General features: G+C 60.2%; 14 protein-coding genes. 10 read left to right on the top strand and 4 right to left on the bottom strand.

All coding sequences use genetic code 11. From position 1 onward, the window contains the following. Window positions 1-127 precede the first annotated feature (127 nt). Together C4J93_RS10070 and C4J93_RS10065 are read left to right on the top strand one after the other, a co-directional pair. Window positions 128-1,624 carry a helix-turn-helix transcriptional regulator gene (locus C4J93_RS10070; protein WP_124370294.1) on the top strand — a complete coding sequence of 499 codons (1,497 nt, stop codon included), beginning with the start codon at window positions 128-130 and terminating at the stop codon, window positions 1,622-1,624. Window positions 1,625-1,726: 102 nt separating this feature from the next. After that, window positions 1,727-1,999 (top strand): DUF1652 domain-containing protein, encoded by a 273-nt coding sequence (locus C4J93_RS10065; RefSeq protein ID WP_124370293.1) that lies wholly within the window; start codon window positions 1,727-1,729, stop codon window positions 1,997-1,999. Here C4J93_RS10065 and C4J93_RS10060 read toward each other — a convergent pair. The 3 genes from C4J93_RS10060 to C4J93_RS10050 form a co-directional block, all read right to left on the bottom strand. After that, window positions 1,962-3,155 (bottom strand): MFS transporter, encoded by a 1,194-nt coding sequence (locus C4J93_RS10060; protein WP_124370292.1) that lies wholly within the window; start codon window positions 3,153-3,155, stop codon window positions 1,962-1,964. The two genes, C4J93_RS10065 and C4J93_RS10060, sit on opposite strands and share 38 nt — an antisense overlap. 89 nt (window positions 3,156-3,244) lie before the next feature. Further along, window positions 3,245-3,553: an RcnB family protein gene (locus tag C4J93_RS10055; protein ID WP_124429238.1), complete on the bottom strand. Its 309-nt coding sequence runs from the start codon at window positions 3,551-3,553 to the stop codon at window positions 3,245-3,247. Between the two features lie 240 nt (window positions 3,554-3,793). Next, entirely contained in the window at window positions 3,794-4,252 is a 459-nt protein-coding gene (locus C4J93_RS10050) for a transposase (protein WP_124430863.1), read from the bottom strand. A 298-nt stretch (window positions 4,253-4,550) separates the two neighbouring features. Between C4J93_RS10050 and C4J93_RS10040 the strand changes: the two genes are divergently transcribed. Beyond that, window positions 4,551-5,108: a helix-turn-helix domain-containing protein gene (locus C4J93_RS10040; protein ID WP_124429236.1), complete on the top strand. Its 558-nt coding sequence runs from the start codon at window positions 4,551-4,553 to the stop codon at window positions 5,106-5,108. A gap of 11 nt (window positions 5,109-5,119) precedes the next feature. Then, a complete protein-coding gene (locus C4J93_RS10035) occupies window positions 5,120-6,466 on the top strand; it encodes a glutamine synthetase family protein (RefSeq protein WP_124429235.1) in 1,347 nt (448 codons plus the stop codon). Window positions 6,467-6,617: 151 nt separating this feature from the next. On the opposite strand, the gene C4J93_RS10030 is transcribed toward C4J93_RS10035, so the two are convergent. Continuing rightward, on the bottom strand, window positions 6,618-7,508 hold the full coding sequence (locus C4J93_RS10030) for a LysR family transcriptional regulator (protein ID WP_124429234.1): 891 nt from the start codon (window positions 7,506-7,508) through the stop codon (window positions 6,618-6,620). 129 nt (window positions 7,509-7,637) lie between these two features. On the opposite strand from C4J93_RS10030, the gene C4J93_RS10025 reads away from it, so the two are divergent. The 6 genes from C4J93_RS10025 to C4J93_RS10000 all read left to right on the top strand — a co-directional run bounded on the left by C4J93_RS10025 (window position 7,638) and on the right by C4J93_RS10000 (window position 15,368). Then, on the top strand, window positions 7,638-9,284 hold the full coding sequence (locus C4J93_RS10025; RefSeq protein WP_124429233.1) for a GMC family oxidoreductase: 1,647 nt from the start codon (window positions 7,638-7,640) through the stop codon (window positions 9,282-9,284). 65 nt (window positions 9,285-9,349) lie between these two features. Then, the gene (locus C4J93_RS10020) at window positions 9,350-10,972 is read left to right on the top strand and encodes an MFS transporter (protein ID WP_124429232.1); all 1,623 of its coding nucleotides are present in this window, start codon (window positions 9,350-9,352) and stop codon (window positions 10,970-10,972) included. A 165-nt stretch (window positions 10,973-11,137) separates the two neighbouring features. Beyond that, a complete protein-coding gene (locus C4J93_RS10015; protein ID WP_124430862.1) occupies window positions 11,138-13,087 on the top strand; it encodes a DNA topoisomerase III in 1,950 nt (649 codons plus the stop codon). Window positions 13,088-13,219: 132 nt separating this feature from the next. Beyond that, window positions 13,220-13,660, top strand: a complete 441-nt coding sequence (locus C4J93_RS10010) for a CBS domain-containing protein (protein ID WP_124370285.1) — start codon at window positions 13,220-13,222, stop codon at window positions 13,658-13,660. A gap of 8 nt (window positions 13,661-13,668) precedes the next feature. Continuing rightward, window positions 13,669-14,511: an NAD-dependent protein deacetylase gene (locus C4J93_RS10005; protein ID WP_124429231.1), complete on the top strand. Its 843-nt coding sequence runs from the start codon at window positions 13,669-13,671 to the stop codon at window positions 14,509-14,511. A 527-nt stretch (window positions 14,512-15,038) separates the two neighbouring features. Further along, the gene (locus C4J93_RS10000; RefSeq protein ID WP_057725643.1) at window positions 15,039-15,368 is read left to right on the top strand and encodes a hypothetical protein; all 330 of its coding nucleotides are present in this window, start codon (window positions 15,039-15,041) and stop codon (window positions 15,366-15,368) included. Window positions 15,369-15,403 lie beyond the last annotated feature (35 nt).

Raw genomic sequence — 15,403 nt, 5'->3', positions numbered from 1 at the left:
TGGCACGCGACGGGGCCCGTATGCACTACCCCGCCTGGTTCATTCGCGCTCCCACCCGGACAACTTCTCTGCACTATCCTGAACCGGGGATGTCGTAAAACCCATGCGTCCACACCTTGGAGAACCTATGACACAGGATGTTCTTGCCAAAGAAACCAACCGCCGCCAATTGCAGCAGATCATCTCCGGGTTGTCCGACGGCGTGATCCTGGCCGAGGTCGACCAGACCATTCTCTGGGCCAACGAAGCCGCATTGACCATGCACGGCGTCACTGACGTCATGGGGCTGGGCGCCAATGGGCAGGAATACGCCGAGCGCTTCACCTTGCGTTATCGCAATTACCACCCGTTGCAACTGGATAACTACCCTCTGGCCCGCGCGGCGGCGGGTGATGAGTTCAGCGACGTGATCGTGGAGGTCATTCCTACGGCCGATGAAGAAAAGACCTGGGTTCACCGCCTGCGCAGCCTGGTGATTACCGACTCGCACGGCGAGCCGGAACTGTTGGTGCTGATCCTCAGTGACGCCACCGAATGGGCGAGCGCCGAGCAGCGTTTCGAGAAAACCTTCAACGCCAACCCCGCGCCCGCCGTGATCTGCCGCCTCAGCGACCTGCGCTACATCAAGGTCAATCAGGGCTTCCTGGAGATGACCGGCTACAACCGCGACCAAGTCATCGGTAAATCCGTGTATGAACTGGACGTGCTCGAACAGGCCGAACGCAAGGACTTGGCTATCGAGCGGCTGGGGCAAGGCTCGACCATTCCACAGATGCAGGCAGAGCTGCGACTGCCCGAAGGCGGCAGCAAGCTGGTGATCGTCGCCGGCCAGCCCCTGGACATGAACGAAGAGGACTGCATGCTGTTCTCGTTCATGGACCTGGAGCCGCGACGCAAAGCGGAAATCGCCCTGCGCCAGAGTGAAGAACGCTTCGCCAAGTCCTTCCGCCTGACGCCCGTGCCAACCCTGGTGTGCAACGCCGCCAATCGCCAGGTGGTGGATATCAACGAAGCGTTCATGAGTATCACCGGCTATATCAGTGAAGAACTGATCGGCAAATCCATCGAAGACATCGACTTCATCGACAGCCCCCAGGCCGGCGCCCAGTTGTTCGCGACCCTGGAGAAAGCCGGAAACCTGGAAGGTCATGACCTCAAGGTGCGCAAGAAAGGCGATGAAGTGATCGACTGCGTGGTGTCGGCCGACACCGTGATCATCCAGGACATGCCGTGCTACCTGCTGGTATTCATGAACATCACCGAACGTAAACGCTCGGAGCTGGAACTGGTGGCGGCCATCGAGGAAGTCATGCAGGACACCTCCTGGTTCAGCCAGACCCTGATCGAAAAACTCGCCAATGCCAAAAGCGTCAACAGCCCTGACCTGCCCAACGTTTCCTTTACCGACCTCACCGCCCGTGAGCGCGACGTGCTGGGTTTGATCTGCGAGGGCCTGGCCGACAAGGAGATCGCCTCGCGCCTGAAGCTGGCACCCAACACCGTGCGCAACCACGTGGCGACGGTGTACTCCAAGCTGGGCGTGCACAGCCGCAGTACGGCCATCGTCTGGGCCCGCGAACGCGGGCTGTTTGCCGGTGAAGTACGGATAAAGAACAAACGTTAAGAGTGCAAATGCACTAGTGCAGCTAGTGCTAATTCGCCTTATGAGGCAGCAGGCTAATCAATAACCTTTAAGGCATCGTCTCTGTGCCTTGAAGGAACCTGCATGTTTACCCTCTCTCAACTGCGAAATTGCATCGAAGAAGGCTTGTCGCCGCTGACCTGCGAATTCACCCTGTGCCGGGACGCATCCTTGACCCTCAAGGTATTCGACGCCGAAACCGGACGGGTCGATCTGGTGGTCACCGGGATCAGCACCAAACGGCTGCAGACCCCGGAGGAAGTGGCGAAAATGGTGGATGAATTGCGCTATGAGCTGCAAAGCAACAACGTCGGCAAGCTCACGCTGGATGACTTGCCTTCAGCTTCGCCCCAATGAAGTAGAACACCCCGCCGCCGACGATAAACATCCCGAGCATATAAAACATGTAATGCGCCGGCAGGCTGGCCAGCACCATCCCGCATAACACCGGCCCCAAGGCGGCGCCGAGATTGGACAGGTTTTGCGCGCCGTAATACATCCCCCGCAGCGCATCAGGCGCAATTCGGTCGATAAACATGTACTCGGCCGGGAACACAATAATTTCCCCCACGGTAAACACCGCCATCGCCAGCACCCACCACATCACGCTGCTGGCCAACGCAAAGCCAATCAGCCCCAGCATGAACATGCCCAAACCTGCGATCAGCCACTGGCTCAGGTAACGGTGCGAGATGCGCCGGCCAATCAGGTACTGCAAGGCAATCACCAGCACGGCGTTGGTGGTGAGCACGGCGCTGATTACAGTGTAGGTATATTCGGCAGTGGTGGTAGTCACCAGGTATTGCGATAGGTAGGCCGTAAATTGGCCGAATACCACCGCACTGAGCAGGCCACCGAGGGTGAAACACACCAGGCGATGATCCTTGAGCAGCACACGGCCCACGGCGAGAAACGGCACCGGTTTTTGCGTGGCGTCGACGGTGGTCAATGTGCGGTCGCCCAAACGCCAGTACAGCAGGAAAAATCCCACGCCCAACAGCGCCGACAGTATAAACGGCAGGCTGATATCCAGCTTCGCCACCATCGCGCCAAAAAATGGCCCCACGGCGTAGCCGATATTGGTCAGCGTATATTTGATCGAGAACACTTCGCTGCGCCCCTCCTCGGGCAGCAAGCTGGCGAAGCCGGCCTTGATCGCGATATCGATGACCGCATAGGCCAGGTTGATCAGGATCAGGCAGCTGTAGAACGCCCAGATATTCTGCGCCACAACCGTACCGATAAAGCCCAGCACAAACACCAGGCTCAGACCGAGCAGCAAACGGTAACTGTTGACGCGATCGACAAGGAACCCGCCATAGACGCTGAGCAACGAGCCGACAATCAGCGAGCTGCCGATAACCAGGCCGACCTGGCTGATGTCGAGGGCAAAGTGGCGGGTGAGGTAGATCACCAGGTACGGAAAGGTGATCGCCTTGGCCAACGTCAGCAGCAACGTGGCGGACAGCAACAGATTCACCGTACGGGGGTAGTTTTTGATGGTGGCAAGCATCCTGCTCTCTTTTCTTTGAAGGTAACGCGACCATTGCGGTCGGTTACCTTAACGCAAGAAACGTGACACGAGCAGGTGGTGCGGCAGGATTATTTCTTGACCGGTGTGATCTCAAGGATGGTGCCGTTGGTGGTCTTGAGCAGCACATATTTATCGCCGACCCGCGCCCACTGGCTCTCTTCCTCGGGCTGCTTGAGGCCACGTTTTTTCCAGTCGCTGAGGGCCGACTCCTTGCGCATGAGGATATCCGGGGCGCGGTCACCTTCCTTCAAGTCACGGGTATTGATGTTGGAAGGCTGCACGGTTTCCTGGGGCGTATCGCCGGCCTGCACCACAAAACTGGCGGTAGACAGGCTCGCAGCAACGAGAACACAGGCAACGAGGGATCTGGACTTCATGGGTGCTCCTTCAATTTTGGGTGCGTACCCAGGTTCCGACCGCAGGGGCGTGAAAACATTCAGGTGAAAACACTACCCGGTCGCCGATAACCCCTGTGGCGAGGGAGCTTGTTCCCGCTGGCTGCGCAGCAGCCCCAAACAGCCCGACCGAGATATACCTGAACGAACGTGGTGGATGGATTGGGGCCGCTTCGCGGCCCAGCGGGAGCAAGCTCCCTCGCCACATCGGGGAACTCAAACTCATAACCAGATTGCGTCCCAGAGTGAGTAGTCGCCGATATGCTCGACCAACCCTGCCCGCAAGGGGTTGGCAATGATGTAACGCGCGATTTTTATAAGATCTTCCTCGGCTCGCACCGCGCGATCATGGTATCCGCTCTGCCAAAACGCGCCCTTCGTACGACAGGCTTGATTGATGGTCAACGTGCTGCGTGACTTCACTTGTCGCATCACCTGCGGCAACGTTGCGTCACGCAGCTCAAACATCCAGTGAAGATGATCCGGCATGATGACCCAGGCCAACGAAGCAAGCAGACCTGCATCGTGGGCTCGTTTGAGCTCTGCAACCAATAACCGCCCCAGAGCCATTTCAGCAAAAACCGGACGCCGCTGATAAACCACGGCCGTCACCAAGTACACGCGACCTGCTTCTGAATAACGACCTCGCCGTAGTAAATGAGAGTTGGGCCTTTGAAGCAATCCGTCGCTCCCTTTGATTGAATGACTCATTCAACCTAGCAGGCCCGAGAAAGGTCGCTCCACGACTCAATTTCATTATGTTTCCCCACTCCCCGTGGCGAGGGAGCTTGCTCCCGCTGGGCTGCGCAGCAGCCCCAAAAAAGCCGGCCGGGACACACCTGAAAAAATGCGGTGGCCGAATTAGGGCCGCTTCGCGGCCCAGCGGGAGCAAGCTCCCTCCCCACAATGATCCTCCATGGTCGTTGCTTACGTGAAATTAATCCTGTAATTTTTCATGAAATTATTCGAATTAAATTTCATGACACCTCAAGATGAACTCGCCACCCTCGCCGCCCTGATCCACGACCTGCGCAAGCACAAGAAACTCACCCTGGCGCAATTGGCGCACAAGATCCAACGTTCGGTGGGTTTCCTGTCCCAAGTGGAACGTGGCCTGTCGCGCCCGACCGTGGCCGACCTGACCGCCATCAGCCACGCCCTCGACGTGCCTACCACTTACTTCTACAGCCAGCCCAAACCCAAGGCGGTGGACTGGGTAACGCGGCCCAGCGAGCGGCGCACGGTGTACTACGCCAATGGCATCACCGACATCCTCGTCTCGCCGAGCATGAACGGCGCGTTTTCGATGCTCGACAGCCTGTTGGCACCCGGTGCCAACAGTGGTGAGCAGGCCATGAGCGACCGTGCCGAACAGGCCGGTTTTGTGCTGGAGGGTGAGTTGACGCTGTGGGTTGAAGGCGAGGCCGATGCGGTCACTCTTGGCCCTGGCGACAGCTTTCATCTGGCCAGTTTCGCCCAATGTCGCTACGCCAACCTGACCGACCTGCCCGCCCGCGTGCTGTGGGTTTACAACTAGGAGCTGCACCCGTGAAAAGCCCATCTGCAACCTTGCTGGCCGAAGTACGGACCTTCCGCCAGAACCACCCCGAGGTGCGCTACGTCGACCTGATCGCCCTGGACATTCCGGGGCATTTCTACGGCAAGCGCTACCCGGTGGAAATGCTCGAGAAAGTCGCCGCCGGCAGCCCGTTGAAGCTGCCGCAGAACGCCGTATTGCTGGGCGCCCAGGGCGGGTTGTTCAAGATCGGCGACTACTGCTTCAACGACGGTGACCCGGACGCCAATCGGCGCCTGGTGCCGGGTACGCTGAAGCCGGTGAGCTGGGAATCGCAGCCGCTGGGGCAGATGCTGATCACTTCCGATGGCACCGAAGCGCCCATCGAATTCGAACCCCGCGAAGTGCTGACCAAAGTGCTGGAACGCCTGCACCACAAAGGCATTCACCCGGTGGTGGCGTTTGAACTGGAGTTCTATCTGTTCGACAAAAAGCTCGACGACGGCCTGCCGCAATTCGCCCGCGACCCGCTGAGCGACGATGTCGACGACCAGCCCAACTTGCATATCGAGCGGCTGTCGCGCTTCAGCGACGTGCTGGACGACATGGCACAAACCGCCAAGGCCCAGGGCATCGATATCACGGTGATCACCGCCGAAATCGGCCCGGGCCAATTCGAAATCAATTTCGGCCATTGCGATGACGGCCTGCGCGCCGCCGACTGGGCCGCCCTGTTCTGCCGTAGCACCCGCGGCGTGGCGCTCAAACACGGTTACCGCGCCAGCTTCATGGCCAAGCCTTACCTGCAGTTTCCCGGCAGTGGCATGCATGTGCATGTCAGCCTGTATGACGGCGCGGGCAACAACGTGCTGGCGGCGCACCAGCAGCAACCACTGCGCCACGCCGTGGCTGGTTGCCTGGCGTTGCTGCCCCACTGCATGCCGATCTTCTCGCCCAACCACAACGCGTTCCGCCGCCTCGGCGGCACGGTCAACGCCGCTACCCGCGCCAGTTGGGGCTTCGAAGACCGTGATGCGTGCGTGCGCATCCCCGAGTCCGACCCACGCAACCTGCGAATCGAGCATCGCCTGGCCAGCGCCGACGCCAACCCGTACCTGGTGTTGGCCGCGATCCTCGCCGGTTTGGAGCATGGCCTTGAAGCCAGGCAGGAGCCCATCGCGCCGCTGAACGAAGACCGCAGCAGTGGCACCGATTTCCCCGTGGACATGCTCGACGCCGTGCGCGCCATGCAACATCAGTCGGTGGTGCGCGACAAGCTGGGCGCGGAATTCGTCGATGTGTATTGCGAGAACAAACGCCAGGATCATCTGGCGTTCCAGCAGGAGATTTCTGCGCGGGAATATCGCTGGTTTCTTTAGAAGAAGGCCACGCCCCAAGTTAAACCCCTGCCCAAATCCAATGTGGGAGGGGGCTTGCTCCCGATGGCGGTGTATCAGTCAGCAAATTCGAAGCTGACCCACCGCCATCGGGAGCAAGCCCCCTCCCACACTTTTGATTCGGTTTCGTCAGTCAGCCCTCACCCAGCAACAGTTTCTGCTCCCGCGCGCACAACTCCACCACGTAATCCCATAACACCCGCAACCGCACCGACTTGTGCAACTCCCGACGCGAGCTGATCCAATAGCTGCGCTGGATGCTCTCCCCCGGCAACAACGGCACCAGGCCCGCATCGCCCGCCGCCATGAAACAGGGTAATACCGCAATGCCCAAACCCGACCGCGCGGCCTGGTGTTGCGCAATCACGCTGGTGCTGTGGAAGACCACCTTGGGGTTGCGACAGAAGCTGCTGAGGAATTTCAGTTCCTGGCTGAACAGCAGGTCGTCGACATAATCGATCCATGAATGGGCCGCGAGGTCTTCGCGTTTTTCAATCGGCGGATGACGCTGCAGATAAGCGCGGCTGGCATACAGCGCCAGGCGGTAATCGGTGAGTTTGCGGGTGACCAACTGATCGACGCTGGGGCGTTCCAGGTGAATGCTGATTTCCGCTTCGCGGTTGAGGATGCTGACAAAGCGCGGCACCGCGAGCAATTCCACTTCCAAGCCGGGATAACGTTCAAACAGCCCAGCCATGCGACCGGCGAGGAACATCACCCCCAGGCCCTCCGCCACCCCGAGACGAATCTTGCCCAGAGGCGCTGCAGAATGGGTGAGTTCGTCTTCCGCCAGCAGTGCGACGTTTTCCATGGCTTCGGCATGTTTGAGCAAGGCTTCGCCGGCCGGCGTCAGCTCATACCCCTGGGCGTGCTGCACGAACAGCGCGGTACCGAGGCTTTTTTCGATGGCCTCGATATGCCGGGCCACCGTGGCGTGCGTGGTTTTCAAACGTTGCGCGGCGGTGAGCAAACGGCCGCTGCGCTGCAATTCGAGAAAAAACCGCAGGTCATTCCAGTCGAACATATCGCCTCCGTTGCGCACCCATGGGCAGCGCTGTTTAAAAACGCACAGCAGCTGGGCAAAAACTAACATTTTTAAGACGAAAACTAACAACTAGGATGGAGCCAATAAGAAAAACAAGCGAGACCCCCGATGCCCATTGCACCTGCTGAATACGATTACGTGATCGTCGGCGCCGGCCCCGCCGGCTGCTTGCTGGCCAATCGGCTGTCCGCCAACCCGGCCCATCGCGTGCTGCTGCTGGAGGCCGGTGGTCGCGATAACTACCCCTGGATCCATATTCCAGTCGGTTACCTGTTCTGCATCGGTAACCCGCGCACCGACTGGTGCTTCAAGACCGAAGCCCAGGCTGGCCTGCAAGGTCGTGCCTTGAGTTACCCGCGCGGCAAGGTGCTGGGGGGATGCTCGTCCATCAACGGCATGATCTACATGCGCGGCCAGGCCCAGGACTATGACGGCTGGGCGGCGCAAGGTAATCCAGGTTGGGCCTGGAACGACGTATTGCCACTGTTCAAGCACAGCGAAAACCATTTTGCCGGCGCCTCGCCATTCCACAGCGACGGCGGCGAGTGGCGTGTCGAGCAGCAGCGTCTGTCGTGGCCGATCCTGGATGCGTTTCGCGAGGCCGCAAAGCAAAGCGGCATCGCCAACATCAGCGATTTCAATCAGGGCGATAACGAAGGCTGCGGCTATTTCCAGGTCAATCAGAAGGCCGGGGTGCGCTGGAATGCGGCCAAGGCGTTTCTCAAACCGGTGCGCCAACGGCCGAACCTGACCGTACTGACTGAGGTGGAGGTCGATCGCGTGGTGCTGGAAAACGGCCGCGCTTCTCAGGTCGTCGGGCGCCAACACGGCCAGCCACTGAGCTGGAAAGCGCGCCGGGAAATCGTGCTGTGCGCCGGCGCCGTCGGCTCGCCGGGCATCCTGCAACGCTCGGGTATCGGCCCCGCCCATGTGCTCAAGCCGTTGGGCATCGACGTGGTTCATGAACTGCCGGGCGTGGGTGGCAACCTGCAGGACCACCTGCAACTGCGCCTGATCTATAAACTGGAAAACGCCCGCACCCTGAACCAGATCGCCGGCACCCTCTGGGGCAAGATGGGCATGGGCCTGCGCTACCTGTACGACCGCAGCGGGCCGCTGTCGATGGCCCCCAGCCAGCTTGGCGCGTTTGCCCGCTCCGGGCCGGAGCAGACCTCGGCCAACCTTGAATACCATGTGCAGCCGCTGTCCCTGGAGCGTTTTGGCGAGCCGCTGCACGCGTTCCCCGCGTTTACCGCATCGGTCTGCGACCTGCGCCCGCACAGTCGCGGGCGCATCGACATACGCTCGGCCAACCCGGCGGACGCACCGCTGATCCGGCCCAACTACCTCAGCCATCCCGAAGACCTGCGCGTAGCCGCCGACGCCATTCGCCTGACACGGCGGATCGTGGCTGCACCAGCCCTGAGCCAGTTCAAGCCGGTGGAATATTTGCCCGGTGACGCCCTGCAAACCGAAGAACAGCTGCACGAAGCGGCGGCGCGTATCGGCACGACGATCTTCCATCCGGTGGGCACCTGCCGCATGGGCAATGACCAGGACGCGGTGGTCGACGCGCAGTTGCGCGTGCATGGCGTGCCGGGCCTGCGCATCGCCGATGCCTCGATCATGCCGCGCATTACCTCCGGCAACACCTGCTCACCGACGCTGATGATCGCCGAGAAGGCCGCGCAACTGATCCTTTCACCGAACACAAGGAGCCTCGCCCCGCAGAGAGAAACGGTTCACGCAATCTGAATAGCGGCGCCGCACCTGGCGCCGACAGTGGAACAACAATAAATAATCACTGTGAGGGCTACCCGATGTCAGAACATGCTCAACCCCTGGGCTCCGCGATACATGCGAGCACCCGCAACGACTCGAAGAAAGTCATTTTCGCCTCGTCTCTCGGGACAGTGTTCGAATGGTATGACTTCTTCCTCTACGGCGCCCTCGCGGCGGTGATCAGCAAGCAGTTCTTTGCCGGGGTCAACGACACCACGGCGTTCATCTTTGCGTTGATGGCGTTCGCCGCAGGCTTCGTGGTGCGGCCCTTCGGCGCGCTGGTATTCGGCCGCCTGGGCGACATGATCGGGCGCAAGTACACCTTCCTCGTCACGATCATCCTGATGGGCGTGGCAACCTTTTGCGTGGGACTGTTGCCGACCTATGCCAGCATCGGCATCGCTGCGCCGATCATTCTGATCGTGCTGCGCATGCTGCAAGGCCTGGCCCTGGGCGGTGAATACGGTGGCGCCGCCACCTATGTCGCCGAACATGCGCCCCCCGGCAAACGCGGCTTGCACACCAGCTGGATTCAATCCACCGCCACCCTCGGCCTGTTGCTGTCGTTGCTGGTGGTGCTGGCCTGCCGTTACTTCACCGGCGACCAGTTCGAGGTGTGGGGCTGGCGCATTCCGTTCCTGTTCTCCATCGTGCTACTGGGCATCTCCACCTGGATTCGCATGAGCCTGCACGAGTCGCCAGCGTTCCTGAAAATGAAAGAGGAAGGCAAGGCCAGCAAGGCGCCGATCCGCGAGTCGTTCGGTAAATGGGAAAACCTCAAGGTCGTATTGATCGCGCTGTTCAGCATCAACGGCGGGCAGGCGGTGACCTTCTATGCGGCGCAGTTTTATGTACTGTTCTTCCTCACCCAGTTCCTGAAGATGGACCCGGCCCTGGCCAACATGCTGCTGATCATCAGTGTGGTGATTGGCGCGCCGTTCTTCATCCTGTTTGGCTGGCTGTCGGACAAGGTCGGACGCAAACCGGTGCTGATGCTCGGCCTGCTGCTGGCGACCGTGCTGTATTTCCCGATCTTCAAGAGCCTGGCGCACTACACCAACCCGGCGATGGACCAGGCCAGTCACCAGGCACCGATTACCGTACTGGCCGACCCGGCCACCTGCACCTTCCAGTTCGACCCGGTGGGCAAGGCGCGCTTTGACAGCCCGTGCGACAAGGTCAAGACCTTCCTGGTCAAGCAAGGCCTGCCGTACAGCAGCATCGCCGCCCCAGCCGGCGCGCCGGTGCAGGTCAGCGTCGGTGACGTGCGTATCGATGGCTTCGATGAAGCGGCACTGCGCGGCGCGGTGACCTTGGCCGGCTACCCAAGCTCGGCGGACATGGCCCAGGTCAACAAGGTCATGGTGGTGGCGCTGATCGTGGCACTGATCCTGATCGCCGCCATGTGCTACGGCCCCCTGGCGGCGCTGATGGTGGAGCTGTTCCCGACACGCATCCGCTACACCTCGATGTCGCTGCCCTACCATTTCGGTAACGGCTGGTTTGGCGGGTTCCTGCCAACCGTATCGTTTGCCTTGGTGGTGTACACCGGGGACATTTTCTACGGCTTGTGGTACCCGGTGGTGGTGACCGGGGTCAGCCTGGTGGTCGGCTTGTTCTGCCTCAAGGAAACCCGGCATGTGGATATCGACAACAACTGAATGAGCTTTAAGGGGCAAGCTGCAAGCGGCAAGTAAAAGCCACTCGGCTCTTTCTTGTAGCTTGTAGCTTGAAACTATAAGCTGTACATCCATACAGATAATGGTTGCTCAAATCTCTCTGACTAAGCATCCTGCCAGGCATCAACCCGATCTGATGTGATGACCATGCAGCTGTACCTCTGTGAAAAACCCTCCCAGGCCAAGGACATCGCGGCCGTGCTCGGCGCCAGCCGCCGGGGCGATGGATGCTGGCTGGGCAACGGGGTCACAGTCACCTGGTGCATCGGCCACCTGTTGGAAACCGCCCCGCCTGACGCCTATGACGCCAAATACAAGCGCTGGGTGCTCGCCGACCTGCCGATCGTCCCGCAAACATGGAAAATGCAGGTCAAGCCCAAGACCGCCAGCCAATTCAAGGTGGTCAAGCGCTTACTGGGGGAAGCCCGGGAACTGGTGATCGCAACCGACGCCGACCGTGAGGGTGAAATGATTGCCCGTGAACTGGTGGAACATTGCCGTTATCGCGGGCCGATCCAGCGGTTGTGGTTGTCGGCACTGGACGAGGCCTCCATCCGCAAGGCCCTGGCCGCCCTCAAGCCCGGTGCGCAAACCTTCAGCCTGTATCACTCGGCCCTGGGCCGCTCCCGCGCCGACTGGCTGATCGGCATGAACATGAGCCGCTTGTTTACCTTGCTTGGGCGACAATCCGGCTATCAGGGCGTATTGCCGGTGGGCCGCGTGCAAACCCCCACCTTGCGCCTGGTGGTCGACCGTGACCGCAGCATCGCCGATTTCGTACCCGTGGCGTATTGGGCCATCGACGTGGACCTGCTCCACGAGCGCATGACCTTCACTGCCCAATGGCGCGCCGTCGACGATGCCTGCGATGACCAGGGCCGTTGCCTCAATCCGCAACTGGCCCGGGACGCCGCTGACGCCATGTCCCGCGCTGCCAGTGCGCGATTGGTTAAGCTGCGCACCGAGCGCATGCGCGAGGTCGCGCCCCTGCCCTTCGACCTCGGCACCCTGCAGGAAATCTGCTCCAAGAAGCTCGGCCTCGGCGCCCAGGAAACCCTGGATATCGCCCAATCCCTCTACGAAACCCACAAGGTCATCACCTACCCGCGCAGCGATTGCGGCTACCTGCCGTTGAGCCAGCACAGCGAAGCGCCGAAGATCCTCGCCGCTCTCGGTCGCGCGGACGCGGCCGTGGCCGAGCTGATGGCCTACATGGACCCCAATCGTCGCTCACGCGCCTGGAACGACGCCAAGGTCAGCGCCCACCACGGCATTATTCCGACAGGGGCCGGCAAGGACGTAGGGCAGCTCACCGGAAAGCACCGTGCGGTCTACACGCTGATACGCGCGCGCTACCTGGCGCAGTTCCTGCCCAACCATGAATACGACCGTACCCAGGCGGATTTCGATTGTGCCGGCCAGGCGTTGCGCGCGGTGGGCAAAGTTGTCATCGAACCGGGCTGGAAACGCGCGCTGCCCGAAGCCCTTGCTCCCGCCAAAGGCAGGGAAACGCCTGCACCTCAAGCCTTGCCAATGCTGGTGCAAGGCCAGGACTGTGCTGTGGCCAAGGTCAATCTCAAGGACCTGTGGACCCAACCGCCCAAGCCCTTTACCGAAGGCGACCTGATCAAAGCGATGAAAAACGTCGCCAAGCTGGTCGAAGACCCGCTGCTCAAGCAGAAGCTCAAGGACACCACCGGCATTGGCACCGAAGCCACCCGCGCCGGGATCATCCAGGGCCTGCTGGACCGAGGTTACCTGGTGAAGAACGGCAAGGCGCTGTCGGCCACCGCAGCGGCTTTCAGCCTGATTGACGCGGTGCCTCGCGCCATCGCCGACCCCGGCACCACCGCCATCTGGGAGCAGGCGCTGGATATGGTGCAAAGCGGCGAAATGAGCCTGGAGGAGTTTGTCGCCAAACAAGCGGCGTGGATGAGCAAGCAGGTGGCTCGCTGTCATGGCATGCGCATGACCATCACCGGTCCCGCCAGCCCGGCAGGCAAAGGCGCCACACCGTGGAAAAACAAGCGCAAGAGCGCGCCACGCAAGACGACGGCCAACCCCAAACGGGCGAAAAAGCCGGTAAAAGCCGGATAATACGCAAAAAAAACCGGCGAATGACGCTTTTCGACGGGTTTAACGCCGCTTTGGACCTTGCTGCAACGTGGCCCGTCTAGGATTCTGTAGGGGCAATCGCTGACTACTAACAACAACATCGGAGTGGCCGCCATGAAAACCGTCGCAGAATTACTCAAAGCCAAGGACCAGAAGAACCAGGACGTCCACACTATCCAGTGGGACCACACCGTATTCGAGGCGCTGGTGCGGATGTCCGAGAAAAACGTCGGGGCCTTGCCGGTGGTCAAGGACGGCGCCGTGGTCGGGATCATCAGCGAGCGCGATTACGCACGTAAACTCATCCTCAAGGGTCTGTCGTCGGTGACTACCAGGGTTCATGAAGTGATGAGTTCGCCGGTAATCACCGTAGATCCCCACAAAACGGTCGAAGCGTGCATGAACATCATGACCGACAGTCACCTGCGCCACTTGCCCGTGGTGGAAGACGGCGAATTGCTGGGGCTTTTGTCCATCGGTGACCTGGTCAAAGAGGCCATTGCTGAACAAGCGGCCTTGATCAAACAGCTGGAGCAGTACATTCGCGGCGAATAGGAGGCCCCATGCTCGACACGCTGGACCATCAAGCAGACCACCTCGACACCTTGCATCGGGCGATGGCCGAAAAACGCTTCCTGGTGCTGACCGGTGCGGGGATCAGCACCTCATCGGGCATCCCCGACTACCGCGACAGCGAAGGGGTGCGCCGGGGCAAGGCGCCGATGATGTACCAGGAGTTCCTCGCCACCGCGCAAGCACGGCGCCGTTATTGGGCCAGGGCAATGCTGGGTTGGCCACGGGTGCGCCTGGCCCGGCCGAACAAGGCCCATCAGGCGCTGGCGACCTTGCAGCAACGTCAGGTCATCAGCGGCCTGATCACGCAAAACGTCGACACGCTGCACGACCAGGCCGGCAGCCATGATGTGATCGAATTACATGGCAGTTTGCACCGCGTGCTGTGCCTGGATTGCCAGCAGCGCAGCGAGCGCGATGTGGTGCAGCGGCAGATGGAAATCGACAACCCACACTTTGCGCACGTCCATGCGGTGCAAGCGCCTGACGGTGACACCTTGCTCGACCCTACGCTTGAGGAGCACTTCCAGGTGCCACGCTGCCCCCATTGCGAAGGCCAACGGCTGAAGCCGGACGTGGTGTTTTTTGGCGAAAACGTAGCTCCCGCTACAGCCGCCAGGGCGATGGCTGCGGTGCACGATGCCGAGGGGCTGCTGGTCGTGGGGTCATCGCTGATGGCTTACTCGGCGTTTCGCCTGTGCAAGGCGGCAGTGGAACAGGGTAAGCCGGTGATTGCGATCAATCTGGGCAAGACCCGTGGGGATGAGCTGCTGCAGGTGAAAATCGAAGCGTCGTGCGAGCAATTACTGCCCTTGCTGGCCGAACGACTGTAAGAGCGAGCTTGCTCGCGAAAAACTTACAGTCGCAATGTGCACCCAGGAAACACTAGTTACTCCTGAGACCAGCCGCCCCAAAAAATGACGCCCAAGTCACGATTTCCCGCATCTTCCCGCCCTCACAGCGATTTATGTAGTGCCTGAAAATAATCACTACATAATCGTTGACGTAAGCTTTTTGTCCTTGCATTATCGAGACGTCTCCCGGATCGGGAGTGTTGGTAACACGCGTTTTGAACAGGCTCGTCTGACCGCCGAGCTGTTTTTCCGGATGTGCACTGCCCACAAGGCAGATTGATGAAGCTGACTGGCCCCGAAGGGGCTCGGTACAAGGAGCTTAAGCGCTGCTTGTCTTCGTTATGAAAGCATTGCGTAGCAGTTCATCAGCAAGACTATATGCATCAGGTTCAAGACCCTGCCCGTATTCGGCAGACCGTCACTGACGCCCGGTTTTCTGAGCCGGAGACAACTTGAAGTTTCAATGAATCAATTGATAGATCGCCAACTGGTCAAGGGGCTTACACATGAATCTGAACAACCAACCAACTATTGATGAATTGGCTGAGATGTTCGCAGCGCAGAAAGACACACTCGACGACCATATCCTGTGGATTGGCAAATCGGGCGAAGTTCAACTTGACTGCCTGGCGCCCCACACCGAAGAAGCCGAGTTCGACCGCAATCACCGCGAACTGGCGGCGCGCCTGAAGATGTACCGTCGTGGCCAGGGTTATGTCGGCAAGAAAGCCGCAGCCGATCGCAACTTTATCGAGCAGGTGTTCGACACACTTAACAATGCCTGGGCCTCTTTCAAAGACAGCTCGCAAGTTAAAGTGATCGACCGTTACTACTAAGTAGTACTTGATCTATTGTGGGAGCTGGCTTGCCA

The sequence above is a fragment of the Pseudomonas sp. R2-37-08W genome, from assembly GCF_003851705.1.
Taxonomy (GTDB): domain Bacteria; phylum Pseudomonadota; class Gammaproteobacteria; order Pseudomonadales; family Pseudomonadaceae; genus Aquipseudomonas.
This window is presented reverse-complemented; position numbering and strand designations above follow the sequence as displayed.

Excerpts from the sequence above, each read along its gene's own strand:
- C4J93_RS10015 (WP_124430862.1), top strand. The coding sequence starts at position 11,138 with ATGCAGCTGTACCTCTGTGAAAAACCCTCCCAGGCCAAGGACATCGCG.
- C4J93_RS10005 (WP_124429231.1), top strand. The coding sequence starts at position 13,669 with ATGCTCGACACGCTGGACCATCAAGCAGACCACCTCGACACCTTGCAT.
- C4J93_RS10020 (WP_124429232.1), top strand. The coding sequence starts at position 9,350 with ATGTCAGAACATGCTCAACCCCTGGGCTCCGCGATACATGCGAGCACC.
- C4J93_RS10070 (WP_124370294.1), top strand. The coding sequence starts at position 128 with ATGACACAGGATGTTCTTGCCAAAGAAACCAACCGCCGCCAATTGCAG.
- C4J93_RS10010 (WP_124370285.1), top strand. The coding sequence starts at position 13,220 with ATGAAAACCGTCGCAGAATTACTCAAAGCCAAGGACCAGAAGAACCAG.
- C4J93_RS10030 (WP_124429234.1), bottom strand. The coding sequence starts at position 7,508 with ATGTTCGACTGGAATGACCTGCGGTTTTTTCTCGAATTGCAGCGCAGC.
- C4J93_RS10000 (WP_057725643.1), top strand. The coding sequence starts at position 15,039 with ATGAATCTGAACAACCAACCAACTATTGATGAATTGGCTGAGATGTTC.
- C4J93_RS10065 (WP_124370293.1), top strand. The coding sequence starts at position 1,727 with ATGTTTACCCTCTCTCAACTGCGAAATTGCATCGAAGAAGGCTTGTCG.
- C4J93_RS10055 (WP_124429238.1), bottom strand. The coding sequence starts at position 3,553 with ATGAAGTCCAGATCCCTCGTTGCCTGTGTTCTCGTTGCTGCGAGCCTG.
- C4J93_RS10040 (WP_124429236.1), top strand. The coding sequence starts at position 4,551 with ATGACACCTCAAGATGAACTCGCCACCCTCGCCGCCCTGATCCACGAC.
- C4J93_RS10060 (WP_124370292.1), bottom strand. The coding sequence starts at position 3,155 with ATGCTTGCCACCATCAAAAACTACCCCCGTACGGTGAATCTGTTGCTG.
- C4J93_RS10025 (WP_124429233.1), top strand. The coding sequence starts at position 7,638 with ATGCCCATTGCACCTGCTGAATACGATTACGTGATCGTCGGCGCCGGC.